Raw genomic sequence first — 23,276 nt, 5'->3', positions numbered from 1 at the left:
CTTCAAGTGATCGCGGTGAAGGATTCCGCGCCGAGTTGGCTTCGTTGCTGCCTCAACCACTCCTCGTCAACATCGACGGGCAGTCCAAGTCTCCTGTGCAGGAGCAGCGCTTGAAGGGTGTGGGGCACGGCCTCGCGGGGACGGGCGCTCGTGGTCAGGAGCCCCCCGAGTTGCTGGTGACAGTTGGCCATGCCGGCGAGGTCGCCGATCCGGTCGAAGGCGGCCAGCGCCGCCCGGGTGCTGGCAATGGCTTGAGTGTGATTTCCCTGCAACCATTCGCTCATGCCTATCTCGTAGCGGCAGACCGCCGCAGCCGTCGCATCACCGACCTGCTGGAATTCCCTGGCCGCCAGGTCGAGGTGGGTTGTCGAATCAGTCAGCTGACCGAGCTGCTGTCGGCAGCGTGCCAGGTTCAGAGTGTCGCCGAGACGTTCGAAGTCCTTGAGCGCCGTCCGCAGCTGGGCGGTGGCTTCGCCGGAGTCTCCAGCGGCATGTGCCAGCTGGGCGAGTTGCTGTCGGCAGCGGGCCACGTTCAACGTGTCGCCGAGGCGTTCGAAGTCTGTGAGCGCCTGCCGCTCCAGATCTGCCGCCTGCGCGGATTCGCCGCTCGCGGAAGCGATCCGGCTCAGCTCTCGCCGGCCGGCGGCGACTCGGCCTCGCTCGCCCAGACTCTCGAAGCTGGCCATGGCCTCCAACGTCAAGGCTCTCGCGTGGTCCAGCCGGCCTTCGGCTTCGGCGAGCATGCCGAGTTGGTGCAGGCTGCCGGCACGTCCTGCTTCGTCCTGCCACTCGTCGAAGAGCGCTTGGGCCTGGAGGTAGTGGGCCCGGGCGGATTCGTGATCTTGTCGCTGCTGTGCGCTCAACCCCAGCTCCCAGAGCAGGTCAGCGGCCTCACGGCTGTCGCACTCGACGTCGTCGTACGCCTCGCGCAGGATGTGCTCGCGCCAGGACAGCGCACCGTGGCGGTTCAGCACCCGAACCGCTGACATCGTCACCTGATACGCCCGCGCGGAATCCCCCGCGCGGGCGAACTGGTACCGGGCCTCCAGCAGGGCGGCGACGGTATGCCAGGGCGTGTCGGCGGCTTGCGCCGCGCGCGTCCAGCGTTCGGCGACGGCCAGATGCGCTTCGGGAGGTGGTACGACGCGGAGGCCGCCCTTGGCAGCGGCTCGCACCCGCCGCTGCGGCAGCCGCGCTCCCGCCAGCCGGAAGGCATGGCGGCTGGCGATGACGACAGGGCCGTGCCAGCGATCGAGGAACTGCTCCAGTTCCCGATCGGCTATCACATGGCGGCGGCCGGCGGCCGGTTTGAGGTTGCGTTCGAAGCCGGTCAGCAGCAGAACGGGGCACCCGGCCGCCGCGGCGACGGCCAAGCGCGGCTGCCAGGGGTGGCGCATGTTGCGAAGAAAGGCGGCGACGTCAGCTGACCGGTCTGGAGCGCTTGCCATGGACGCCAGCAGCTCGTCGGGGCTGGTCCGGCCTTGGACGGCCATGAGCCCGCCCCCGTCGCTCACCTGATCGGCGAGGCGCCGGGCCGACTGGGCGTTCCGGCCGCTGTCGGGTCCCTGAACGATGATCGCGACGTCCGCGCTCACCTGCCGGCCGCCAAAGACGACCGGAGCGCCTCGAACGATTGCCGCATGGCCTCCCCCAGGCCCTCGATGTCGTCTCGTCGGTGGAGGGATCGGGCGTACTCGACGGTCAACACCAGACTTCCGCCGGTCAGCAGAGCCGTGATGTAGAGCTGATAAGGCCGGTTGATCCGTGGATCAACCGGCTCACCCGTAGGCCCGGGAACAGGGCGGAACGGATTCGACGCGCCGCGGTCCTCGCTCCCTAGGGCGTCCCAAGCCCGTCCGAAATACCCAAAACCCACCTCGATGGGAAGGGGCAGCCCCAGCAGCTGATAGCCGAGTCCCCGATCGGCCACCTTCGCGAGGCAGTCCTGGACCATCTGGAGTTTCCCGTCCCACGAGTGCCGCTCGCCGAGGGGCAGGCGCACCGGGTACCGCAGCGTCAGCCAGCCGACGGTCCGCGACAGATCGACGTCGTTGAAGGGCTCGGCCGTGCGGCCGTGGTCCTCTACCGTGATCAGCACGTCACGACGGGCCGACCAGTCACACAGCGCTCCGCCCACGACCGCCAGGACCGCCGCCTGGAGAGAAGTGCCGTGGGCTTCGACCAGCTTGGTGAAATGCTCCGTCTCGTGCGGCGGAATCTCCGACGACAGTGAGTCGGCATCCCGGAAGGTGCCGGTGGCGGCTGCCGGCGAGCCGTTTGCCGTACGGCAGATCTCCTCCCAGAAGGCGCGCTGGCGCAAGGGGACGCCGCTGTGGGAGTAGCCGTCGATCGCGCGCGCCCACTCTCCGAGAGTGGTTCCCGTGTGGCGGGGGATCGCCGTGCCGACGTACGCCGAGTTCAGGTCGTCGATGACGACCGGCCAGGACGCGATGTCGACCGCGAGGCGGTGCACCGCCAGAAGCGCGCGTCCCTGGACGATTCCCGCCCGCAACAGCGGCCCCTTTTCCACGTCCAGGCCGGCCTGAACGGCTTGGCTGGTCGTGTCGTCCAGCAGGAGGTCGTCACACGGCTCGAAGTCGCCGATCACGACGCGCCCGCCGTCGACTCTCAGCCTGAACGCTTCGTGCTGCCGGACCAGCGCGTTGAGCGCGGCCCGTAGGGCACCGCGGTCGAGGGGGTCCGGCAGGGACAGCAGCATGGCCTGGTTGTAGTGGTTCCGGAATTCGAGGACAGATCCCAGGAACCATTTGATGATCGGGATGCTGTCCAGACCTCCGCCCCCGTCGGGCGGCTCCGGCGGCACATCATGGCTCGCACGGTGGTGACGTGCGGCGACGGCGAGGGCCGCGATCGTCGGATGCCGGAACAGGAGCCAGGTGGGGAAGCCGAGGCCCTTGGCCCCGGCTCGGCTCGCGACCCGCATCGCGAGGAAGGAATCGCCTCCGAGCGCGAAGAAGTCGTCGCGCACGCTTACCTGCTCGACATCCAGGATCTCTCCGACGATCGCCGCCAGCAGCCGCTCGTCCTCCGTGGCTGGGGGGATGGACGGGCGATCGCCGGTCAGGACCGGTGCGGGAAGCAGCCCGGTGTCGAGTTTCCCGTTCGCGGTCAACGGCAGACGGGCGAGCTCGACGAAGGCGCTGGGCACCAGCCAGGACGGGAGCCGCTCGGCCACGTGTCGCCGCGCGTCGCGGGCCGAGCCGACCAGATACGCGACCAGCCTCCGATCGCGGACGATCACGGCGGCGGCAGATACGCCGGGGCAGGTCAGGAGTACGGTTTCCACTTCGCGGGGCTCCACGCGATGACCGTAGATCTTGACCTGGTCGTCGTCGCGGCCCAGGATGTCCAGGTTCCCATCGGGGAGCAGCCTGCCCAGATCTCCGGTGCGGTAGGCCAGGCGCCCCGGATGAAAAGGATGGGGGACGAAGCGCTGACCGGTCAGCGCAGGATCGGCACAGTAGCCCAGTGCCAGCCCCGACCCGCCGATCCAGATCTCTCCCACCTCGCCCGCGACCGCGACGCTCCCGTCCTCGTGCACGATGCCGATGTCGGTGCCGCGAAGGGGCGTCCCGATGGGAACGTTCGGAGTATCGGCGCGGGGCTCGGGGGACGTGGTGAACGTCGTGGCGAACGTGGTGGACTCGGTAGGACCGTAGCAGTTCGTGATCCGCAGGCCAGGGTGAGATCGGTGCGCGGCGACGATGTGGGCCCGCGACAACGGCTCTCCGCCCGTCAGCAGGTGGCGCAGCGGGCCCAGAGCCTCCGGTTCGGCCGTGATGACCTCATTGGCCAGCGATGACGTCAACCACGCGGTGGACGCCCCGTACCTGCTGATGGTGTCGCCGATCTCCGCTGGTCCCAGCGGTCCCACCGGCGCTACGGCGACGCACGCCCCTCGCGCCAGCGTGGCCCAGATCTCGAACAGGGAGGCGTCGAAAGCCAGCGGGGCGAACTGCGGGACAACGTCCCCGGGCCCGAGATCGTCGAGTTGTGGCACGCCGTACGCGAGCCGGTGGACGGCCCGGTGCGTGAGCAACGCCCCCTTGGGGTCGCCGGTCGTGCCCGACGTGAACATGACGCAAGCCGTGCGGTCCGGGTCCGCCGCGGTCGCGGGCGGGCTGAGCGCCGGGTGCTCGGCCGCGTCGATCGAGATGACGGGCAGATCGAGCGCGTACGCCTCCTCCTGCCCCACGACGGCGACCGATGAGGCCGCTCGCAGCATGGCCCGCTGGCGAAGCGGCGGAGCATCGGGGTCCAGGGGCAGATAGGCGCACCCGGCCCGCCAGATTCCGAGCAGAGCGATCACCGTGCGGGGCGAGCGTGGCGACAGCACTCCCACGACGTCGCCCGGCCACCGCGGTCCTCGACGATGCAAGATCGTGGCGAAGGCGTCGGCGCGGCGGTCGAGCTCCCGATACGAGATCGCGCCTTCCTCGCCGACGATCGCGGGCGCCTCGGGGATGCTGCGGGCCCATTGCCGGATCAGCTGGTCGATCGGCTCGGCGGCCGGAGCCGGGTCTCCGGTCAGCCACGCGCTTCGCATATCACGGCCCTCCCACAGCGGTGTGGTCGGCCGGGGCGCCGACGTCGCGATATCCCTTCGCCTGCATGGTGAAGAGCTCGGCGTACATCCCTGCTTGCCGCATCAGGTCAAGGTGTGAGCCCTCTTCTAGGATCCGGCCCTGTTCGAGGACGTAGATCCGGTCCGCGTGGCGGACGTTCGAGAACCGGTGAGAGATGATCAGCGCCGTCCGCCCGCCCAGGCTGGCTCGCAGGTTCGCGAACAACTCGTACTCTCGCCGTGGATCCAGCGCCGCAGCGGGTTCGTCGAGAATGACCAGGCTGGACCGCCGGAACAGGGTTCGCCCCAGCGCGAGCCGCTGCCACTGGCCGCGTGACAGGTCGGTCCCGCCGATGAACTCCGGTCCCAGGATCGTGTCGTAGCCGGCGGGAAGCCTGTCGATGACGCCGTCGGCACCGGCCGCGCGGGCGGCGCGCCGGATGGCGTCTCCGTCGTCCATCAAGACGCTGTCGCCGAAGCCGATGTTGTCCCGGGCCGATACGAGATACTGGCCGAAGTCCTGGAAGAGAACCGAGGCCGACGGAGCGGTCTCGGCGCCGTGGGCGTCCAACCACGCCAAGGATCCCGTCGACGGCTCGTACAACCCGCACAGCAGCTTGACCAGGGTCGTCTTGCCCGAGCCGTTCTCACCGACGACGGCCACGACGCCACCCGCGGGGATCCGCATGGATACCTCGCGCAGCACGCGCCCGGCACCCGGGTAGCCGAAGGACACCCGGTCGACGACGATCTCCGCGAATCCGGAAGCGGACGCCGCCGCGTCACGCCGGCTCGCGAGCGGAACCGGCAGCCTGGCGAACTCCGCATAGTCGGTCAGGTAGAGCGAGGACTCCTTGAGCATCCCGGCGGCCCTGCCGACCTGACTCAGTTTCACGCTCAGCACGGCAAGGGCCGCGATGGCGAGAGCCGCCTCGGTGAGGCTCAACTCGCGCCGCGCGCTCAGCCAGGTGACCAGGCTCAAGCTGATCCCCACGCAGGCGGCCGCCGCTCCCGCCGCCGCCACCGCCCGCGCGATGTGGCGCCGGGCGAACCGGCGCAGCTCGTGAAGCCGCTCCCGATGCATGCGCTGGTGCCGTCCGAGCAGGAAGGACCCGAGCTGAAACGCCCGGATCTCCTTGGCGAGTTCCCGGCTGCGCAGGACCGAGCCGAGATATTCACGCTCTCGATCTCGCGGTGTGAAGCTGTACAGGAAATCGAAGAATTCGCGCCCTCGTTTCGAGGAGAGCAGCCCCGCCGGAACGGCGATGGGGAGGATCGCGGCCCCCAACCACGGGTTGATGAGGAACAGGGCGGCCATCGCGCCCAGCGCGGTGACCGCGGACGACAACAGGGAGAAGGCGTTCTGCAGCAGGATGACCGGCTGGCCGGTCCCCATGTCCACGCGTTTCAGCCGGTCGTGGAAATCCGGGTCGTCGAAGGCGGAGAGCTCGACTTCCGTGCTGATGTGGAGGACATGCCGCTCGACGAACCGTCCGACGGTCTCGCCCAGGATGAACTCACGCTCGCGCAGCACGGCGTTGACGAGCGTGTCCCCGCCGAACAGCAGGGCCGCGGCCAGGATCCAGGGCGCCAGTTGCGCGACCGGCGGAGGGCCGGCGGCCCCCCGCGTCACCGTGTCGAGCAAATGGCCCGCCACGAGCAGCTGCAGAGCCAGAATCCCGCTCTGGGCACCGGTCAAGAGCAGGGGACCGCACATCATCCATCGCGAAGCCCGCCACGTGAGGACGATCGTGTCGAGAACGATCAGCCCGACGCCTCGTCGCTTGGCGGCCGGCGCGACGTTCACCCCGTCTTACCCGCCGCAAGGTAGTCGGCCATGGTCTTCACCAGTCCGAGCCCGGCGATCTCGTCGTCCAGCCAGGCGAACTGGCCGGAGGGGTTCACCTCGAAGAAGTAATACTCCCCCGCCTCGGTCACCGCCATGTCGACGGCGCCGTAATTGAGCCGGAGCGCGCCCATGAGCCTGCCAAGCGCGGCTTCCACCTGGCCGGGCAGCGTAGCGAGTGTCCACCTCGCGTCGTGTTCCACCGAACCCCGCCAGTCGGTCGCCGCCGGACTGCCATCGGCGGGCGTCGTGTCCACGCGAACCGTGGTCACCGAATCGCCGATAACCGTGATCCGCAGGTCGTACGCCTTGTCCACCCGCCTCTGATAGATGCCGGGCGCATAGCGGGCCCGTTCCAGGAGCTCATCCGGCAGGCTGGTGACGTCACTCGTCAGCAGGCCGCCGGGCCAGCCGCCCGGGTCTTCGACCAGACCGCTGTTGAGCGCCTTATAGATCATCTGACCGTCGCACTGCTCATAGAACGCGCGGACGCGAGCGGGATCGTTGCTGATCAGCGTGTCGGGGATGCGCAGCCCGAGTTCCTGGGCCAGGCGCAGTTGAAAGGGCTTGTAATCCGCGCGCGCCTCGTGGTCGGGTCTGTTCACCCAGAGGGTGGGCAGGCCGAGCATGATGCCGCCCACGGCGTGCCGGCTCTCGCTGAGGGCGAATTCCCGGTGCGGAGCCGACAGGAAATCAGCTGCTCGGAACTCCGTGGGCCGCCGGTACCAGATGGAGCGGACCGTTTCGAGGTCGAGCCTGCGCTCCGCGTACTTGTAGTCCGTCAGCTCCGTGAGCCAGCCGGACCCGGTATTGGCGTAGGAAAGACACGAATCCACCGGGAAATAGCTCGTGTCATAGCGGAAGACTTCCACGTCCTCCCGCTGACTTAATACCTTGACGACGCAGTCGGCGGTCACGTCGAACTCTTGCGTGAGGATCATGACGGTGGAACGAGGCATAAGAATCGCTCCTCTGCTCGGTCTAAGGGGGCAAGGAAACCGGGCGTGCCCTCACGGGCAGGCCCGGTCCGTCGGCGATCAGCAGGCCGAGTCGTTCCTGGTGTCGAACGTGGAGTCCGGCGAGCAGTTGTAGACCGTGCCGGTCATGTACTGAGTCGGCAGCCAGATGTTGCTCATGTCGATCCGGTGGTGCGAGGTGCCCCAGATCTGGGCGTCAGGATCATACTTCTGCTTGCCTACGCCCTCCAGCACCTGCGTCTCCACGAAGAGCAGGTCCGGGCCGAACACGGTTTGGAAGGCATAGCCAAAGGGCTTGGCCTGGTCCGGCAGCGCCGCGTATTCCTGGCGGAGGCCGGCTATTTCTTCGATCGTACGGTGCTCCTCGAAATTGAGGAAGGAGCGGCCGAGGCGGAAGGGCGGCTGGTACAGCGCTTTTCTGGTCCGCTCTTTGATGGTGAGGTCGTATGCCATCAAGCAATCTCCTCTTGAGGTCCGAATGAACCTGGCGACTTTCCAAGTCGACCACCGACGGCCTCAGCGTAGGATTTGCCTTCGTCCTGGCAATCAGTCTGCGGTTGGATATCCGGGTACACTTTTGCCGTACGATGCCGGGCCGGCGAGAGTGGTCGCCGGTTGTCGCGTACCGCAGAAGTTGACCTCGATTCACGCTCCGCTCAGTCGGCCAGCAGGGGAAGGGCCTCGAAGACGTGCTCCTGCCACAGGCGGCGTGACGTCTCCTCGGGGTACGCGGTGACCGCCCCGGGCGTGTCGAAGATCCGGGTCAGGCGCTGCTGGGAGTCGTACGCGGGCCAGCCGGGGGTGCCCGAGGTGGCGAAGGACGTCCAGGCCGTGCGGATCTGGGTCGTCAGGTCGCGGGCCTCGGCGGTGGGCTCGGGGCCGATGGCCACCGGGCCCAGGTGGGCGTCGTAGGTGCCGAACAGCAGCGGGCCGTCCAGGCCGTGGCAGGCGCGCATCACTCCGCCGTTGCCCGGGGACTGCCAGGTCAGCTCGTACAGGTACGCCCGCCCGCCCCCGGCGGTGTGCGCCTCGGCCAGATGCAGCGTCGGCATGCGGAACAGCCAGTCGTTCTGGACGAGTTCGTACAGCTCCTCGGCGGACGCGTTCGGGAACGCCGCGCGGTAGGCCCGTTCGCCGTCCTCGCCGGGGCCGAAGAGGCGTAGCGCCTCCGTCGCCTGCTCCTCGGTGATCTTACCGAACTGTCCGGAGAAGAGGAGGAACGTACGGCACTCGTCGCGGGTGTGACCGATGATCAGGTCCACGTCCCGTCCCGCGCCGCCGGCCAGCGCCTGCCAGGGTGCGACCGGCAGCACCTCGCCGTCGACGACCGGGGAGAAGAGGGAGAGCGTGTGCGCGAATGAGCCCCAGCGGTCCTCGTACTGCCGCATCTTCGACTCCAGCGCCTGCCCGATCTCCGGCAGTTGCCGTGGATCCACGCCCGACAGCTCCCTGGCCGTCGGGCTCAGGCCCGCCTCGGCGGCGAGGGCAGTGGCGACGTCCCTGGCCAGGGCGTCGGAGAAGAACGTGCCCGGTACGCTCTGCGCGACGGCCCGCCGGAACAGCCCCGCCGCGCTCGGCATGGCCATCAGCGCGATGATGGACCCGGCACCGGCCGAATCACCGGCTACGGTCACCTGGCCGGGATCGCCACCGAACGCCGTGATGTTCTCCCGCACCCACTCCAGGGCGGCGACCTGGTCGAGCAGGCCCCGGTTGGCGGGCGCGCCGTCGATGCGAGCGAAGCCCTCGATGCCGAGGCGGTAGTTCAGCGACACGAACACCACGTCGCCGTCGCGGACGATGTGCTGGGCGTCGTAGCCGGGGCTGCCGGAGAAGCCGAGCTTGTAGGCGCCGCCGTGGATCCACACCATGACCGGGCGGCGGGCGGCCGGGTCGGGGTCGGGCGTCCAGACGTTGACCGTCAGCCAGTCGTCGCCCGTGTCCATGAGGAACTCGCCGCCGCTGCGGCCGGCCATGTTCACATCCTGCGGGGCGGGCGGACCGAAGGCGTACGCCTCCCGCACGCCGTCCCAGCCGCGCACGGGCCGCGGCGCCTGGAAGCGGGCCTCCCCGATCGGGGGTTCGGCGAACGGTATGCCGCGGAAGACGACCAGGCCGTCCTCCGTGCGACCGCGCACCACACCGGCGGTGGTACGGACTTCGGGCTCGGGGGACTCGAGTGCGGACATCGGCGGCTCCTTGCTCTGGACAGGTAAAGCGACTGATTTAACAGTTGTCTATTTTTTAACACGTGTCTAGTGTCCTCGGTATGCAGGATCGACAAGACCGCCGAGTGCTCCGCTCTCGCGCCGCTCTCATGGCCGCCGCCGTACGCCTGGTCTCCGAGCGTGGCACCACCGCCCTGCCCATCACCGACCTCGCCGACGCCGCGGACGTCAGCCGGCAACTGGTCTACCTGCAGTTCGGCGACCGTGACGCGCTCCTCGTGGCGGCCGCGGCCGACCTGGTCGAACGGGAGCTCATGCCCGAGGTCGGGGACAACGGCGCACCGCGGCGCGCGCGCATGCTGGCGATGGCCCGGCACTTCGCCCGGCACCGATCCTTCTACCGCGCGATGCTCACCGGATCGTGCGCCTTCCTCATGACCCGGGCCCTGAACAGGCTGTTCGGCTCGCTCATCACCATGGCCGGTGTGCGGGAGCTACTCGGCGACCTCGACGACGCCACGGTGGGGGACTTCGCGACGCTGATCACGGGCGGGACCGGCGCGATCGTCAACGACTGGCTGATCGACGCCGACGATCCCCTCGACCCCGAGGAACTGGCGGACCGCCTGCTGCGCCTCTCAACGGTGTTCGTTCGGAGCCGCCCCGCACCCGGAGGCCGCCCCCGATAAGCCCTCGGCACCTTCCCCTCCCCCGCTGGTCACATCTCGTTCAGGATCTTCGCCTTGGCCAGCTCGAACTCGCCGGGCGTCAGCGTGCCCGCGTCGAGCAGTTCGCGGAGCCGGTACAGCCGGACGATCGGATCGCGGTCGTCCACGGAGGGGTCTCCGCGGTGGCCGGACGGGTCCACACGACCGGTGGCGCGGCCAGGGCCGCCCAGAGGAACCCCGCCACGGGTCCTCGTCGCCTCCGGTGCCGGGCCGAAGCCCTTGAACGTACCCAGAAAGAAACTGAGGAGCCCGCCGATGATCGCGCCCGGCAGCACCCAGGCCCACTTCTCGGTGCCCGGCGGACACTGGCGGGCGGAGACGTGGACCCCACCGGAGGCACAGCTACCGCCACGGACAAGCTGAAACAACGCGTAGAGCGCGAGTCCGAGGCAGGCCAGCGAGATGAGAGAACCGATGCACACACGAATGCGGTAGGCCACAACGCGCACCGTACAGCAGCAATACCGTTATTACGGGATATCGCCTGGGTGGCCTGCGCGAGCACCATGTCCGCGCCGAACAGCGGTCGTGATCAGGTGGCCGCCCACTGCGGCACTCCCGTCTCCATGCGAGCCGCTTCCGCGACCGCCGTGGCCGTGCGGACGAAGGCGGCGACGGCCGCCGAGCGCGCGTCCTGCGGCCAGGCGACGGCCAGCGTGATCGGCTCAAGGTCGTCGACGGCGCGGTAGGCGATCTCGGGCCGCGGGTAGATTCGTGCGATCGAGGCGGGGAGGAAGCAGACGAAGCTTCCCAGCTCGACCAGCTTCAAGATCTGCGTCATGTCCGTGGCGCTCTGCCCGGACGCGGTCACGAGCCCGCGGTGTGTCGCCTGCGGGCGCTCACCATCGTTCTGGGCGATGGCGGCGTACCGCGGCTCACTGACGCACTTGGCGATGGCGGCGTACGGCTGCGCACTGACGCACTTGGCGATGGCCGCGTGCGGCTGCGCGCTGTCGCTCTGGGCGATGGCGGCGTGCGGAGGCGGGAAGCCGCCCTGGTCGGCGGGGGCTCCGCTGGGGAGCCTGCGGCCGGCGAGGTCGGCCAGCCGCAGGTGTGACCGGGTGGCCAGCGGATCGGCCGCCGCCAGGGCGACCAGGCGGGGCTCGGTCAGCAGCGGCTGGTGGTCCAGGCCGCGGTCGTCGAAGGGGCCGGTCACCAGTGCGACGTCGGCCCGGCCGTCGCGCAGCGCCGGCGCCTGCTCTTCCCGTCCGCCGAGCACCAGCTCCACCGCGAGCGCCGCTTCCGTGCCGTGGTAGGCGGAGAGGATCCGCGGCAGCAGCCCGGCGTCATGGTCGGCCTTGAGCGCGAGTCGCAGCCGCGGGTCGGACCGGCCCGCGTGCCGGGCGCGCCGACCGGCCGCGGTGATCGCGTCGAGGGCGGTCCGCGCGTCCCGCAAGAAGACCTCTCCCGCCGTGGTGAGCGCGACGTGACGGGTGGTGCGCTCAAGCAACCGCACGCCCACGCGGCGCTCCAGCGTCCGGATCGCCCGGGACAACGGAGGCTGCGCCATGCCCAGCCGCTCGGCCGCCCGCCCGAAGTGCAGCTCCTCCGCGACCGCCACGAAGTATCGGAGCTGCCGCACCTCGAGATCATTCATATCCGCAAGGGTATCAATGGTGATCCGATCGGTCCTTCAGGTTCACCGCCGGGCCGGGTTGACTGAGCCGTGCGGTCCCGCCGACGGGCTGTGCCGCCCGCCGACGACCGCTGGTCGCATCGGCACACTCCCCTACCTCGAACAATCTGTCATGGAGATTTCGTGATCGTTATTACGGCTCCTGCCTGCCCGATCGGCCGGCAGATCCTTGACGACCCGGCGCCGGTCCGGGTGACCGCGCCGCATTCCACGCAGGCCCGCGTGGGTGCCGAAAGGGCGGGGCGATCGTGAGCAGAGAGCCCACCGGGCGATGGCAGGGGCACGCGGCGATCCTGGCGTTCGGGACCTTCGCCGTGGGTACGGACGCCTTCGTCATCGCCGGCATCCTCCCCGAGATCGCCCGGTCGCTGAACGTCAGCGTGGCGGCGGCGGGCCAGCTCGTCACGGTCTTCTCCATCGCCTACGCCGTGCTGGCCCCGGTGCTGGCCACGCTGACCGCGGGCTGGTCGCGGCGTGTCGTGCTGCCCGCCGGGCTGGCGCTGTTCGCCGTGGGCAACGTGATCACCGCGCTGGCCCCCGCGTACGGCCTGGTGCTGGCGGCCCGGGTGGTCGCCGCGGGCGGCGCGTCGCTCTACGCGGCGACCGCCAGCGCGACCGCGGCGGCGCTCGCCGGGGACGAGCGCCGTGGCCGGGCCATCGCGATCGTCATGTTCGGACTCACGTCGTCGCTGGCACTCGGCGCCCCGCTGGGCACCGCGGTGGGCGCGGCGCTCGGCTGGCGGGCCACGATGTGGCTGGTCACGGCGTTGGCCGTGGTCGTGATCCCGGTCATCGCCGGCCGCCTGCCCGACGTCGGCCACGGCCCGGCCGGCGGGTGGCGGCAGCGACTCGCCCCGCTCGCCGACCGGCGGGTGCTCGGCGTGCTCACCACCACGGTCGTGGCGTTCACCGGGATCTACGTCCCCTACACCTACCTCAGTGCCGTGTACGAGCCGGCCACCGGCGGTCAGGGCGGCCGGTTGGCGGTGTTGCTGCTGGTGTTCGGAGTGGCCGGCACGGTGGGGAACCTGGCGGCCGGGCACTTCACCGACCGTCGCGGGCCCCGCCGCGTCGTGATCGCCGGCACGCTGCTCCTCGCCGTCGTCTTCCTCTTGGTGCCGGCGCTGCGCGGCTCGTACGCGACGGCGCTGGCGGCGGTCGCCGCCTGCGGCGTGTTCTCCTTCACGGTCACGACGCCGCAGCAGCACCTGATCATGAGCTACGCCCCGGCGGGCACGCAGCCGATGGTCGCCTCGCTGAATCAGTCCGCGGTGTACCTGGCGGTCTCGTTGTCCGGCGCGGTCGGCGGGATCGCCCTCGACGCCGCCGGCGCCGCGCTGCTCCCGCCGCTTGCGGCTGTGCTCGCCGTGGCCGCGGCCGCCCTCACCTGGTGGTATGGCCGAACGGCCGCACGCGCCACCCGGGGCCGCGTAGTTCAGGATCAAGCCCCTGGCAGGCCGGTTTCCTGAAAGAAGGCGGCTCCGCAGCGGCCGGCTCTCACGTCATCGGGCGGGGAAGTAGGCGTAGGCGTCCACGGAGACGGTTACCTGCGAGGTGCCCTCGTTCTTCAGCACGACCGTTCCGTCCTGCCGCAGCGCGGCCGTCGTGAAGCCGGTCGTGTCCTTGCCCGCCGCGTACGCCACCACCCGGGCGGTGCTCGGTCCGCTCTGGGGAACCACCGACACGACCCCGATCGCGGTTGCCTTCGCGGCGACGGTCAGGCCCACGGCGGAGACGCCGGATGAGGGGATGTCCGGCACGCCGGTGAAGGTCAGCACGCGAGTGCCGCCCGCGGTGATGGTGACGGCTTTGGCCACCGGCGTCGGACGTATCGCCTTGACGGTCGAACCCCGCTGGGCGGTGGTGTAATAGCCGCTCACGTCAACGGAGATCTCCACGGTGTTGGAGCCGAGGTTGTGGAGGTTGATCTTTCCGTCGGAGCCGGGCTTGACGATGGTGAAGAACTGCGTCGCGGTGTTGGCCGGGTAGTCGATGTTGGCGTCGACGGGATAGATGTCGCCGGCGGCGTAGGCCCGTATCGTCCCGGTGGCGGCGCTCTTCACCATCACCGTGAGCGCGACCGTCGCCACGCCGGAGGTGGGAACGCCGGTCATGTCGGAGGTCGCCAGCTGAACGTTGCCCCATGCCGGGATGACGGTCCGGTCCGCGAGCCGTACCGGGGAGATCGGCATGTAGGTGCCGCCCACAGCGGCGTCGGCCTGGGCGCGGGTGTGACCGTGGACGTCCAGCGTCACGCGCACCGGGGCGGTGCTCCTGTTCACCACCTTGATCTTCCCGTCCGCGCCGACCTTCGCGATGACCAGGGTGGAGGTGTAGCGAGTGGGGTCGTAGAAGAGCGTGTTGCCCTCCGGCTCCTGTTCATCGGAGGGGTACACCGCCAGGGAGCCCGAGTTGAACCAGTCGCCCTTGGCGGCGATGTTGAGCGCGACCGCGCGGATCCCCGTCGCGGGCAGTCCGGCCACCCCGGCGACCTGCACCGCCATGGTGGAGTTGGCACTGAGCTGGACGTTGTCGAGGATCCGGCCGCGGGTGTGGAAGTACTGGTCGGGCCCCGGTCTCGGGGTCGCTCCCAGGGCGGCGTCGTCGAGCTGGATCCGTGGGGTCGTCGCGCCGGGGTAGCTGATGCTCCTGCCGGTCTCCTTGAGCATCGACCCCAGCTCGGCCACACTCGCGTTGGGGAAGGCCTGGCGCAGCACCGCCAGCGCGCCGGCGACGTGGGGGGCGGCCATGGACGTCCCGCTCATGGAGCGCCATGCGTCACCGGGCACCGAGGAGATGATGTCGGTTCCCGGAGCGAAGAGGTCCAGGAGCGGGCCGCGGTTGCTGAAGGAGGAGACCGTGTCCTCGTTGGTGGTGCTGCCCACGGCAATGGCCGAGGAGACGCAGGCCGGGGCGCTGATCGCGTCCGTGAAGCCGTTGTTGCCCGCGGCGATCACCGTGGCCACCCCGGCGGCCAGGAGGTTGTCGATGGCGGGCTTGCGGGGGTCGCCGTCGCAGGGCGCGGTGTATCTGCCGCCGCCCAAGCTCAGGTTGGCCGCGACGATGGGCAGTTCGCCTTTCAGCTCCCGGACCTTCTCCAGCCCGGCCAGTTGGGCGCTGGTGAAGCTGAGCACGCACGGCGCACCGCCCACCCCGCAGAAGTCCTCGGTGTCGAACTTGCTGAAGACCTGGATGGCGACGATGTCAGCCCCCGGCGCGACACCGCTGCCATCGTCGCCGTCCACGCCCTCGCCGTCACCCGCGACGATGCCGGCCACGTGCGTTCCGTGGTCGCAGTCCAGTTCGACGTCCGCGCACGGGCCGCTTTCTGAGTCCGCCGAGCCGGGCCCGTCCTGCTGGTCCGTACCGTTCGGGCACAAGCTGGTGGCCGAGTAGTCGGGATCGATGGGCGAGAAGCACGCCTCGGCCACGATCCGGCCGCCCAGGAAGGGATGGTTGACCGCCACGCCCGTGTCCAGCACCGCCACCACGCTCCCCTCGCCCGTCAAGCCTGCCGCACGCGTGCGGTCGGCGCCGATGAGCGGGATGCTCTGACCGAGCGTCGGCGGCACCGGCCGGTCCTCCGACACGCTGACCACGCCGGGCTGGGCGGCCAACCGTTCCAATGCCGCCTGGTCCGCGCGCAGCGTGACCACGGGTAAGACGGACAACGTCTGGAGCACCTGTCCGGCGCTCGCCGCGGCCGGCAGGTCCGCGCGGGCCTTCGTCACCACGTTCACCCTGGTACGGGCTCCGCCTGCGAGTTTCTGCGCCAGACCGGGCTCCACCCACGGGCCCGCCGGCGTGCCCGGGCTCAGTGCCGAGGCGGAGACGTCGGCGGTGACCGCCATCGAGGAGAGCAGGATCGCCGCCACGGCGATGATGCGGCGAATCAGACGTCGGTTCATTACGGTCTCCGCTCAGGGCCACGAAGGAGCTTCACAACATCCGCGCCCGCATCACGGCACCCACTTGCTCCGTCGTCCAGGCGGTCGTCGTCGATCAGACGAGATCGGACAGGCCCGCGGCGGGGTCATCCGCGGGCCCGGGGCATCAGTCCCTGGTCGCGTTCGCGCCGTTCCTGGGATTGCCTCTGCGCACGGCCTGCCGGTAGGTCCACGCGATGTTCCTGCAGAGCGGCCGCACCAACTTGTTGTACGCGGTGCATGTCCAGTCGCGCAGGGTGGTGTAGAAGAGGACGTCTACGTCGTTCTTACGGCTCCAGTCGAGGTAGTACGGGTAATACGACCTCTTCAAGTTGTTCCCGATGAGTCCGTAGCCGTAGTCGTGCATGTCGCAGGCGGAGCGGAAATTGAATCCCGACGGAGCGTCCGGCGCATTGGTGCACTGGTCGTGGTCGATGCCGACGACCCAGCGGTGGGTGGGCAACTGCCTCCACAGCGGCTTGTGCCAGCCGTAGTGCGCTGCCCAGGCCGCGCAGTTGCGGCTGTAGTACAGCCAGTGCACGGCGGCCCAGCAGGAGGGCGGGTACGACAGCGGGCCCGCGACGCCGCCGCTGGGGACGCTGCCGGGCGCGGCGGGGTCGAGCGCCGGCGGCGCGCCGGCGGAGGCGTCCGGCCACCGGGTGGTGGAGGTGGCGGTCGCGGCGGGCAGCGCGGAGTCGCCGGTGTAGGCCAGCGCCCAGGCTCCCGACAGACGCGAGTCGATCGTGGTCAGCCGCCCCGTCGCGTCGTAGGCATAGGTCGCCGGCGGGATGCCGCTCTCGCGCGGGTCGGCCATGCTGCGCAGCAGACCAGCGGTGTCGTATCCGTATGCGGCCACGGTTTCCGGGGTCCCCGAGCCGGACGTCTGGGTGATCTGCTTGAGGCGGCCCGCGTAGTCGCCGAAGGCCGTGCCGGTGGCCGTGGTGGACGTCGCGTAGGTGAAGGCCAGTACGCTCTCCGGCTCCTCGCCGACGGCGGGCTCGGTGACGGTGGCGACCCGGCCCTGCGCGTCGTACTGCACGGTCGAGGTCCCGAAGGCATTGGTGCCGACGCGCGTCACCCTCCAGGTGTCGCCCTGGGAGACGCCCGTCTGCTGCCAGGTGTAGACCTGGTTGAGGTTGGCTGAGCTGATCGGGTTGCCGCTGTCGTCGGTGAACCCGTCGTCGCCCGTTTCCGTGGTCCCGAGGGCGGTGGCGATCGTCTCGCTGATGGTGGTGCGCATCGCGCCGGCCGTCGCGTCCCACCGGGTGGTCTCGGTGAGCTTGGAGCCGTTCTCGGCCTCATAGCGCCGCACCTCACCGCCGTCGGGGAAGGAGGCGCTGCTCTTGAGCGCGTATCGGGCCTTCTCCCCCGAGTCGAGCTCGGTGACCTGGACGGCGTCGCTGAGGATCTCGAGTTTCCGGCCGGTCGTTCCGCCGAGGAATTCGGCCTGCCAGCCCGGCCCGAACACCGACAGGTCGGCGCGGGAGGCCGGCACCGCCTTCGGCTGGGCCAGGCTGCCGTCGACGGCGGCCACGCCGTGCTTGCGGCCGATCGCACCCGCCGAGGCGTCGATCTCGTTGAGCTCGAAGGTCTTGGTGTCGGAGAAGTACTGGCCGGGGCCGACGGGCTGGTCGCTCTCCGCCGCCGCCGTGGCGACAGCCGCTTGCCCGGGAAGGACGGCCAGCAGGGGCAGGATCACCGCGGTGACCGCCGTGACGATGGTTAATCGCCTCATGAAGCTCTCCTTACGTCGTAGGCAGAGATGCTCGCGGCGCCGCGCTCAAAATGTATGGAGAGATCGGCGGCCAGTCTTCAACCCCCGGTTTGAACCGGCGGTCCACCATCCGCGGTAGCCGCCGCTACCTCGTTCGCTTACACCGGGACGCGGTCTACCGCGGAAGTCGCAGATGTCGGCATGATGGGCAATAGCCTGGCTCGGCGGTTCCGCCTCATGGACAGGAGCACCACCGATGAAACTCCTCAGTCATGTCCTGCAGCGCCTGTTGAAGCTGGACCCGCCGCTGACGCGGGACATCGTGGTCCACAGTGACCTGCGGGTTCCCATGCCCGACGGGGTCGAGTTGCTGGCCGACCGCTGGGCGCCGCGCACCGGGGGTGACGGGTTGCCGATCGTGTTGCTGCGCAGTCCGTACGGACGCAAGGGACTGTTCTTCGGCGGTGCGATGGCGCTGCCCTGGGCTGAACGCGGGTTCCAGGTGGTGATCCAGAGCACCCGGGGCACGTTCGGCTCCGGCGGGGTCTTCGACCCGATGCGGCAGGAGCGCGAGGACGGCCTGGCGACTCTGGACTGGGTGGTGAAGCAGCCGTGGTTCGGCGGCTCTATCGTCCTGGCCGGCGCCAGCTACCTCGGCTACGTTCAGTGGGCCGTCGCGGATCGCCTGCCGCCGGCGGTCAAGGCCATGGTTCCGCAGGTCACCGAGTCGGCGCTGACGCTGGAATTCCTGCGCGAGGACGGCCTGTCCCTGGAGACGCCGTTCGGGTGGGGCGTTCAGGTGAACGGCCAGGAACGCCGCTTCGCGTTGCTGCGGCAGCTTGTCCAGAGCCGTAGGAAGAGCAGGGCGCTGTTCGCCCTGCCGCTCGGCGGGTCCGACGTCGCCGCCACCGGCCACCGCGTCGACTACGTCCAGGACGTCTTGGCCCACGACGCGGCGGCCCCGCGCTGGGCCGGACTCGACCACCGGGAACGGGTGGCGCAGGTCAGCGTTCCGGTCAGCTCGATCGGGGGCTGGTACGACATCTTCCTGCCCGGCCAACTCCGCGACTTCCAGATCCTGCAGGAGGCGGGGCGCCCCGCGCGATTGACGGTCGGGCCGTGGACGCACCTCGGCATGGACGGCACGGTGATGCGGGAGGCCATCCCCTTCGGACTCGCCCACGCCCACGGGCGGCAGCCACCGGAGCGCGCGCCGGTACGCCTGTACGTGATGGGGCAGGGAGCCTGGCGCGACTTCGACTCCTGGCCACCGCCTGGTCATGCGCCGCAGCGCTTCCACCTCCAGCCCGGCGGCGTCCTGGCCGCCCAGCCGCCCGGCGAGTCACCGCCCGACCGATACCGCTACGACCCGGCCGACCCCACACCCGCGGTCGGCGGGGTGCGCATGGTCCGCGGCGCCGGCCGGGTCGACAACACCAAGCTGGAGAACCGTCCGGACGTGCTCACCTACACCACCGCCGTACTCGACCAGGACGTCGAGGTCATCGGCGAGGTCAGCGCCGAGATCTGGTTCCGCTCCAGCCTGCCGTACGCGGATGTGTTCGTCCGGCTCTGCGACGTCGATCCTCGCGGCCGCTCGTACAACATCTGCGACGGCCTGGTGAGCCTGACCGACGCCGGCGAGATCACCCCCGCCAAGGTGACGCTGTGGCCGACCGCTTACCGCTTCAAACGCGGTCACCGCATCCGCGTCCAGGTCTCCAGCGGCGCCTTCCCCCGCTACGCCCGCAACCCGGGAACCGGCGAACCCCACGCCACCGCCACCACCCTCCGGTCCGCCGACCAGGAGATCTACCACGACAGCCAACACCCATCCGCCGTGATCCTGCCGGTGCGGCACCTGACCTGAACCGGGGGCGTAATGGACGCCCCCGCTCCAGGCACAAAGGGGCGTGGTCAGTTGCCGCGCAGTACGGTCGTGGCCGTGTTGCCGGCGTAGTCCTCCAGGATGGCGACCACCTTGCTGGTGGCGCTGGACATGGTCACCGATTCGGCGGCACGGGTGGTGACCTCGCCCTCGGCAAACCGGTCACCGCGGGCTCGACCCACCCTGGCGCGGGCGGCACGCTCGGCGCGGAGAAGCTGACCGACGGCGACCCGGCGACCCGCTGGGCGGCGGCCGACGACGCGACCTACCCGATCACGCTCGACATCGACTTCGGCGCGGACACCACCTTCGACGAGTACACCGACTCAGGCACCAACCCGCGCGTCCAGTCGTTCGCGCTGCAGCGATGGGACGCCGGGACCGGCGCCTGGGTCACCTTCGCGAGCCGCGTCAACGGCATCGGACACGACCTGACCGTGACCGGTTTCGGCGGCGTCACCACCTCCCGGCTCCGGGTGGCGCTCACCGGGAAATTGCCGACCGAGGTGTAAACCCCGACGATGACCGAGATCGCCGTTTACCACACCGGCCAGTAGGCCACGGGTGGGTGGACCTCGTCCTGGATCGGCCATGCGGAGATCAGTTGCGTGACTCTCATGACGGAGTGTCGAATGGGAGCGCACATGGGTGAGACGTCGGGCGACCCCTTGGAGAGGCAATGAGGCCGTTAGCCATCGCGTTGGTAGCGGTCCTGATGGCCGCGGGCTGTGCGACGTCCAGAAGGGACAAGATCACGGTCGCGTGCGGCGCGAGCGAGCAGTGGTGCGCGATGATGGTCAAGAGGTTCTCCGATGCCACCGGCGTGGAGGCCGACTTCGTCCGGCTGTCGAGTGGAGAGGCGCTGGAGCGGATCAAGGCGGCCAGGGCACGGCAGGAGTTCGACGTCTGGCACGGCGGTCCGGCCGACGCCTACGTGGCCGCCAAGAGTCAGGGCCTGCTTGAGCCGTACAAATCCGAAAAATCCATTGAAATCCGGCAGGGGTGGGCGGATCCGGAGAACGCCTGGAGCGGGATCTACGCCGGCGTGCTGGCCTTCTGCAACAACACCAAGGAGCTGGCCGAACGCGGCCTGAAGCCGATCCAATCCTGGCAGGATCTGCTGGACGAACGGCTGCGCGGCAGCGTCGCCATCGCCCACCCGGCCACCTCCGGGACCGCCTACACCGCACTGTGGACACATGTGGAGCTCAACGGCGGCGATCAGGACGCGGCGCTCGGCTACATGCGCAAACTCCACCCGAACGTGCTCAGATACAACTCCTCCGGCAGCGCGGCCGCCCTGCAGGCGGCCAAGGGGGAGGCGGCGGTCGGCGTCGTCTTCTCCCATGACTGCGTCGCCGCCCAGGAGCAGGGCTATCCGAACCTGCAAGTGACCTTCCCCGCGGAGGGCACCGGTTACGAGCTCGGTGGCCTGGCGGTGCTGGCCGGGGCCCACAACCCCGACAGCGCGCGCAAGTACGTCGACTGGGCGCTGAGCGGAGCGTCCCAGCGGCTGGGGCCGCTGGCGAAGTTCTACGCCCTGCCCACCAACACCAAGGTGCCGGCGCACTCCAAGGCGGCCGACCCCGCGACGGTCAAGCTGGTCTCCTACGACGTGGGGGTCGCCGGGCGCGCCAAGCAGGCGCTCGTCGACAGGTTCAGCGCGGAGATCGCCGGGCCGCCCGCCTAGGAGCAGCCCTCGAACTGCGGAACCGCGACCACCGAAAGGTCTATGCCGGACTTGCCGAACCACTTGTCCAGCAACATGTTCGCCGTGCCGTCCTGGTACATCTCGGTGATGGCCCGGTTGAGCTCCTCACAACCGTCGACGTCGCCCTTGCGCACGCCGATCGACGTGCGTTGCTCGTTGAAGGTCGCGCCGACCAGGTGCAGGTCGACGCCCGGCTTGGTGAGCAGCCCGGCCAGGATCTGGCTGTTGGTGGAGATGGCGTCGATCCTGCCGTCCTTGATCATCTCCAGGCAGACGTTGTAGTCGGGTGCCGGGACGACGATCGCCTTGACCCGGCGCTCGTCGACGATCCGCTGGGCGATGTTGGTGCCGCGCACCCAGCAGATCTTGCGGCCCTCCAGGTCGCGGACGTCGCGGATGACGCCCTTGTCGGCCGGCCGTACCGCGATGTCCTGGAAGTCGACGTGGTACGGCCCGGCGAAGTCGATCACCTTCTTCCGCTCCGGGGTGACCGACATGTGGGCGAAAACCAGGTCGGCGCGCCCGTCCGTGAGCACGGTGAGCTGGTCGCCGGCCTTGATCTCCAGCCAGCGGATCCGCTTGCCCAGCCGGGAGATGAGATCCTTGGCCACGTCGATGTTGAAGCCGTCGTAGGAGCCGTCCGCCCCCTTGAAACTGATCAGCGGGACGTCGGAGCGGATGGCGACGATCAGCTCGTCGTGGTCCACGAGGGAGGCCGGCCGAGCGGCGCCGCAGGCGCTGACCAGCAGGATCAGGCAGATCAGCAGTCTTCTCACCGGTACTCCCTGAGTCGTGGCCAGACGCCGACCAGGATGAGCAGGGCGCCGGCGGCCAGCCCGGCCGGGATCGACCGCCACAGCATCTCCAGGGCTCCGTCGCCGCTGTCGATGGCGCGCTCGAAGTCGGACTCGTGCCGCCGGACCAGTTCCTCCAGCACCTTGTCGTAGCTCTCGTAGGTCTGGGAGAGCTCGCCGTCCCAGAACTTGATCGCCGCCTCGGCCGACATGGTCCGCATCCGCGCGTCGGCCTGCTGGAACCTCTGGTAGACGGCGAAGAGACGTTCCCGGTCCTGGCCCGTCAGGCTGCCCAGCAGGCCTTGGAAGTTCGCCTGCAGCTTGCTCTGGTAGTCGGGCAGGCTGGTCGACTCGACGGCCGCGATCGTCTGGGACTTGTCCAGGAAGGCGTGTTCGTAGGTGTCCTTGCGGAAGCGGTCGAGCAGGTAGCGGCTCTGGTCTCCGTACATGCTCTTGCTGATCGCCCGTGCTCTGGTCAGGGTGAGCACCGAGTCGAACCCACCGCGCTTGGCCTCCTCCAGCGCCTGGCCCTGCCGGTTGAGCAGGACCGTACCGGTCACCAGACCGGCACCGGTGAGCACGGTGGCGACCACCAGGGCCGGCGCGAAGACCCGCCGGAACCTGCTGGTCAGATAGGCCTGCAGGCCCAGCAGGCAGGCCAGCGCGAGCAGCCCGGTGACGATGACGGCGAAGCGGGCCAGCGAGGTGGTCGAGCGCTCGGCGGCATGCGCGCGCCTGACGATCGTCCCGGTTTCCAGGGTGAGGTTGTAGGCCTGAGGGAGCAGTTCGCGGTGCATGAGGTCGGTGGCCTGCTGATAGGCCTTGACCACGTTGTCGGGCGGCTGCCCCGCGGTGTGCTTGGACTGCGTGTCCAGCAGCCGGGCCTGGGCCGCCAGCCGTTCGTAACGGCCGAGCCCCTCGATCAGCGACTCGACCGTGCGCTGCTCGGCGGGGTTGTCCAGGGCCAGCCGGTAGGCCCTGAGCAGGCTCTCGGAGATCTCCAGCCGCCGCTGGTCATAGCTGGTCAGGTCGGCCTGCTGCTGCGGGCCGTACTCCCTGCCCAGCAGCAGGGTCTCGGCCACCAGCGCGTCCATCTCCGACAGCTGCCTGTGCAGGCCCGCGGTGGCCAGCACCTGCGGCCCGGCGTCATGCCCGGTGGTGCGCAGGCTGGCGCCCGTACTCGCCGCGCCGGCCAGGATCGCGGCCAGCAGCAGTGCCAGCGTCAACAGGGACAGCCCGGCCAGCGTACGCACCCGCCCGGAGACCGACTCCTTGCGCCGGACCGGAGGCATCGCCGTCACCG

At 69.7% G+C, this 23,276-nt stretch carries 18 protein-coding genes; 5 read left to right on the top strand and 13 right to left on the bottom strand.

Annotated features, from left to right (window positions below; all coding sequences use genetic code 11):
* Positions 1-2: 2 nt before the first annotated feature.
* From KLK06_RS47505 to KLK06_RS47480, 6 genes are all read right to left on the bottom strand, one after another.
* Complete coding sequence (locus KLK06_RS47505; RefSeq protein ID WP_214642353.1) at positions 3-1,595, bottom strand: tetratricopeptide repeat protein; 1,593 nt, start codon at positions 1,593-1,595, stop codon at positions 3-5.
* Complete coding sequence (locus KLK06_RS47500; protein ID WP_214642352.1) at positions 1,592-4,567, bottom strand: non-ribosomal peptide synthetase; 2,976 nt, start codon at positions 4,565-4,567, stop codon at positions 1,592-1,594. Before KLK06_RS47500 ends, KLK06_RS47505 begins: the two co-directional genes overlap by 4 nt.
* Position 4,568: 1 nt before the next feature.
* A complete protein-coding gene (locus KLK06_RS62710) occupies positions 4,569-6,392 on the bottom strand; it encodes an ABC transporter ATP-binding protein (protein ID WP_214642351.1) in 1,824 nt (607 codons plus the stop codon).
* Complete coding sequence (locus KLK06_RS47490) at positions 6,389-7,372, bottom strand: MvdC/MvdD family ATP grasp protein (RefSeq protein ID WP_374197199.1); 984 nt, start codon at positions 7,370-7,372, stop codon at positions 6,389-6,391. The genes KLK06_RS62710 and KLK06_RS47490 overlap by 4 nt, the downstream gene beginning before the upstream one ends.
* Before the next feature lie 96 nt (positions 7,373-7,468).
* Entirely contained in the window at positions 7,469-7,861 is a 393-nt protein-coding gene (locus tag KLK06_RS47485) for a hypothetical protein (protein ID WP_214642349.1), read from the bottom strand.
* A gap of 203 nt (positions 7,862-8,064) precedes the next feature.
* A complete protein-coding gene (locus KLK06_RS47480) occupies positions 8,065-9,597 on the bottom strand; it encodes a carboxylesterase/lipase family protein (RefSeq protein WP_214642348.1) in 1,533 nt (510 codons plus the stop codon).
* 80 nt (positions 9,598-9,677) lie between these two features.
* On the opposite strand from KLK06_RS47480, the gene KLK06_RS47475 reads away from it, so the two are divergent.
* Positions 9,678-10,265, top strand: coding sequence for a TetR/AcrR family transcriptional regulator (locus KLK06_RS47475; protein WP_214642347.1), 588 nt, complete (start codon positions 9,678-9,680; stop codon positions 10,263-10,265).
* A gap of 29 nt (positions 10,266-10,294) precedes the next feature.
* On the opposite strand, the gene KLK06_RS47470 is transcribed toward KLK06_RS47475, so the two are convergent.
* Both KLK06_RS47470 and KLK06_RS47465 read right to left on the bottom strand, forming a co-directional pair.
* Positions 10,295-10,726 (bottom strand): SHOCT domain-containing protein, encoded by a 432-nt coding sequence (locus KLK06_RS47470; RefSeq protein WP_214642346.1) that lies wholly within the window; start codon positions 10,724-10,726, stop codon positions 10,295-10,297.
* 110 nt (positions 10,727-10,836) lie between these two features.
* On the bottom strand, positions 10,837-11,901 hold the full coding sequence (locus KLK06_RS47465) for a LysR substrate-binding domain-containing protein (RefSeq protein WP_214642345.1): 1,065 nt from the start codon (positions 11,899-11,901) through the stop codon (positions 10,837-10,839).
* A 287-nt stretch (positions 11,902-12,188) separates the two neighbouring features.
* On the opposite strand from KLK06_RS47465, the gene KLK06_RS47460 reads away from it, so the two are divergent.
* Positions 12,189-13,409 carry an MFS transporter gene (locus tag KLK06_RS47460; protein WP_214642344.1) on the top strand — a complete coding sequence of 407 codons (1,221 nt, stop codon included), beginning with the start codon at positions 12,189-12,191 and terminating at the stop codon, positions 13,407-13,409.
* A 33-nt stretch (positions 13,410-13,442) separates the two neighbouring features.
* Here the strand turns inward: KLK06_RS47460 and KLK06_RS47455 are convergent, their stop codons facing one another.
* Both KLK06_RS47455 and KLK06_RS47450 read right to left on the bottom strand, forming a co-directional pair.
* Positions 13,443-15,848: a S8 family serine peptidase gene (locus KLK06_RS47455; protein ID WP_214642343.1), complete on the bottom strand. Its 2,406-nt coding sequence runs from the start codon at positions 15,846-15,848 to the stop codon at positions 13,443-13,445.
* Between the two features lie 145 nt (positions 15,849-15,993).
* Positions 15,994-17,601 carry a phospholipase A2 gene (locus KLK06_RS47450; RefSeq protein WP_214642342.1) on the bottom strand — a complete coding sequence of 536 codons (1,608 nt, stop codon included), beginning with the start codon at positions 17,599-17,601 and terminating at the stop codon, positions 15,994-15,996.
* Between the two features lie 235 nt (positions 17,602-17,836).
* Between KLK06_RS47450 and KLK06_RS47445 the strand changes: the two genes are divergently transcribed.
* On the top strand, positions 17,837-19,450 hold the full coding sequence (locus KLK06_RS47445; RefSeq protein WP_214642341.1) for a CocE/NonD family hydrolase: 1,614 nt from the start codon (positions 17,837-17,839) through the stop codon (positions 19,448-19,450).
* Positions 19,451-19,497: 47 nt separating this feature from the next.
* Here KLK06_RS47445 and KLK06_RS47440 read toward each other — a convergent pair whose 3' ends face one another.
* On the bottom strand, positions 19,498-19,650 hold the full coding sequence (locus KLK06_RS47440) for a hypothetical protein (protein ID WP_214642340.1): 153 nt from the start codon (positions 19,648-19,650) through the stop codon (positions 19,498-19,500).
* A 33-nt stretch (positions 19,651-19,683) separates the two neighbouring features.
* On the opposite strand from KLK06_RS47440, the gene KLK06_RS63350 reads away from it, so the two are divergent.
* A complete protein-coding gene (locus KLK06_RS63350) occupies positions 19,684-19,980 on the top strand; it encodes a hypothetical protein (RefSeq protein WP_374197198.1) in 297 nt (98 codons plus the stop codon).
* Between the two features lie 167 nt (positions 19,981-20,147).
* A complete protein-coding gene (locus tag KLK06_RS47435; protein WP_214642339.1) occupies positions 20,148-21,158 on the top strand; it encodes an ABC transporter substrate-binding protein in 1,011 nt (336 codons plus the stop codon).
* Here the strand turns inward: KLK06_RS47435 and KLK06_RS47430 are convergent.
* The gene (locus tag KLK06_RS47430) at positions 21,155-21,955 is read right to left on the bottom strand and encodes an ABC transporter substrate-binding protein (RefSeq protein ID WP_214642338.1); all 801 of its coding nucleotides are present in this window, start codon (positions 21,953-21,955) and stop codon (positions 21,155-21,157) included. The two genes, KLK06_RS47435 and KLK06_RS47430, sit on opposite strands and share 4 nt — an antisense overlap.
* Positions 21,952-23,274: a hypothetical protein gene (locus KLK06_RS47425; protein WP_214642337.1), complete on the bottom strand. Its 1,323-nt coding sequence runs from the start codon at positions 23,272-23,274 to the stop codon at positions 21,952-21,954. Before KLK06_RS47425 ends, KLK06_RS47430 begins: the two co-directional genes overlap by 4 nt.
* Between the last annotated feature and the right edge of the window lie 2 nt (positions 23,275-23,276).

This window comes from Nonomuraea sp. NEAU-A123, assembly GCF_018603905.1.
Classification (GTDB): domain Bacteria; phylum Actinomycetota; class Actinomycetes; order Streptosporangiales; family Streptosporangiaceae; genus Nonomuraea.
This window is presented reverse-complemented; position numbering and strand designations above follow the sequence as displayed.

What these genes read in the sequence shown, in the direction of transcription:
- KLK06_RS47500 (WP_214642352.1), bottom strand. Translation starts at nt 4,567, where the DNA reads ATGCGAAGCGCGTGGCTGACCGGAGACCCGGCTCCGGCCGCCGAGCCG.
- KLK06_RS47490 (WP_374197199.1), bottom strand. Translation starts at nt 7,372, where the DNA reads ATGATCCTCACGCAAGAGTTCGACGTGACCGCCGACTGCGTCGTCAAG.
- KLK06_RS47485 (WP_214642349.1), bottom strand. Translation starts at nt 7,861, where the DNA reads ATGGCATACGACCTCACCATCAAAGAGCGGACCAGAAAAGCGCTGTAC.
- KLK06_RS47480 (WP_214642348.1), bottom strand. Translation starts at nt 9,597, where the DNA reads ATGTCCGCACTCGAGTCCCCCGAGCCCGAAGTCCGTACCACCGCCGGT.
- KLK06_RS47475 (WP_214642347.1), top strand. Translation starts at nt 9,678, where the DNA reads ATGCAGGATCGACAAGACCGCCGAGTGCTCCGCTCTCGCGCCGCTCTC.
- KLK06_RS47465 (WP_214642345.1), bottom strand. Translation starts at nt 11,901, where the DNA reads ATGAATGATCTCGAGGTGCGGCAGCTCCGATACTTCGTGGCGGTCGCG.
- KLK06_RS47455 (WP_214642343.1), bottom strand. Translation starts at nt 15,848, where the DNA reads ATGAACCGACGTCTGATTCGCCGCATCATCGCCGTGGCGGCGATCCTG.
- KLK06_RS47450 (WP_214642342.1), bottom strand. Translation starts at nt 17,601, where the DNA reads ATGAGGCGATTAACCATCGTCACGGCGGTCACCGCGGTGATCCTGCCC.
- KLK06_RS47445 (WP_214642341.1), top strand. Translation starts at nt 17,837, where the DNA reads ATGAAACTCCTCAGTCATGTCCTGCAGCGCCTGTTGAAGCTGGACCCG.
- KLK06_RS47435 (WP_214642339.1), top strand. Translation starts at nt 20,148, where the DNA reads ATGAGGCCGTTAGCCATCGCGTTGGTAGCGGTCCTGATGGCCGCGGGC.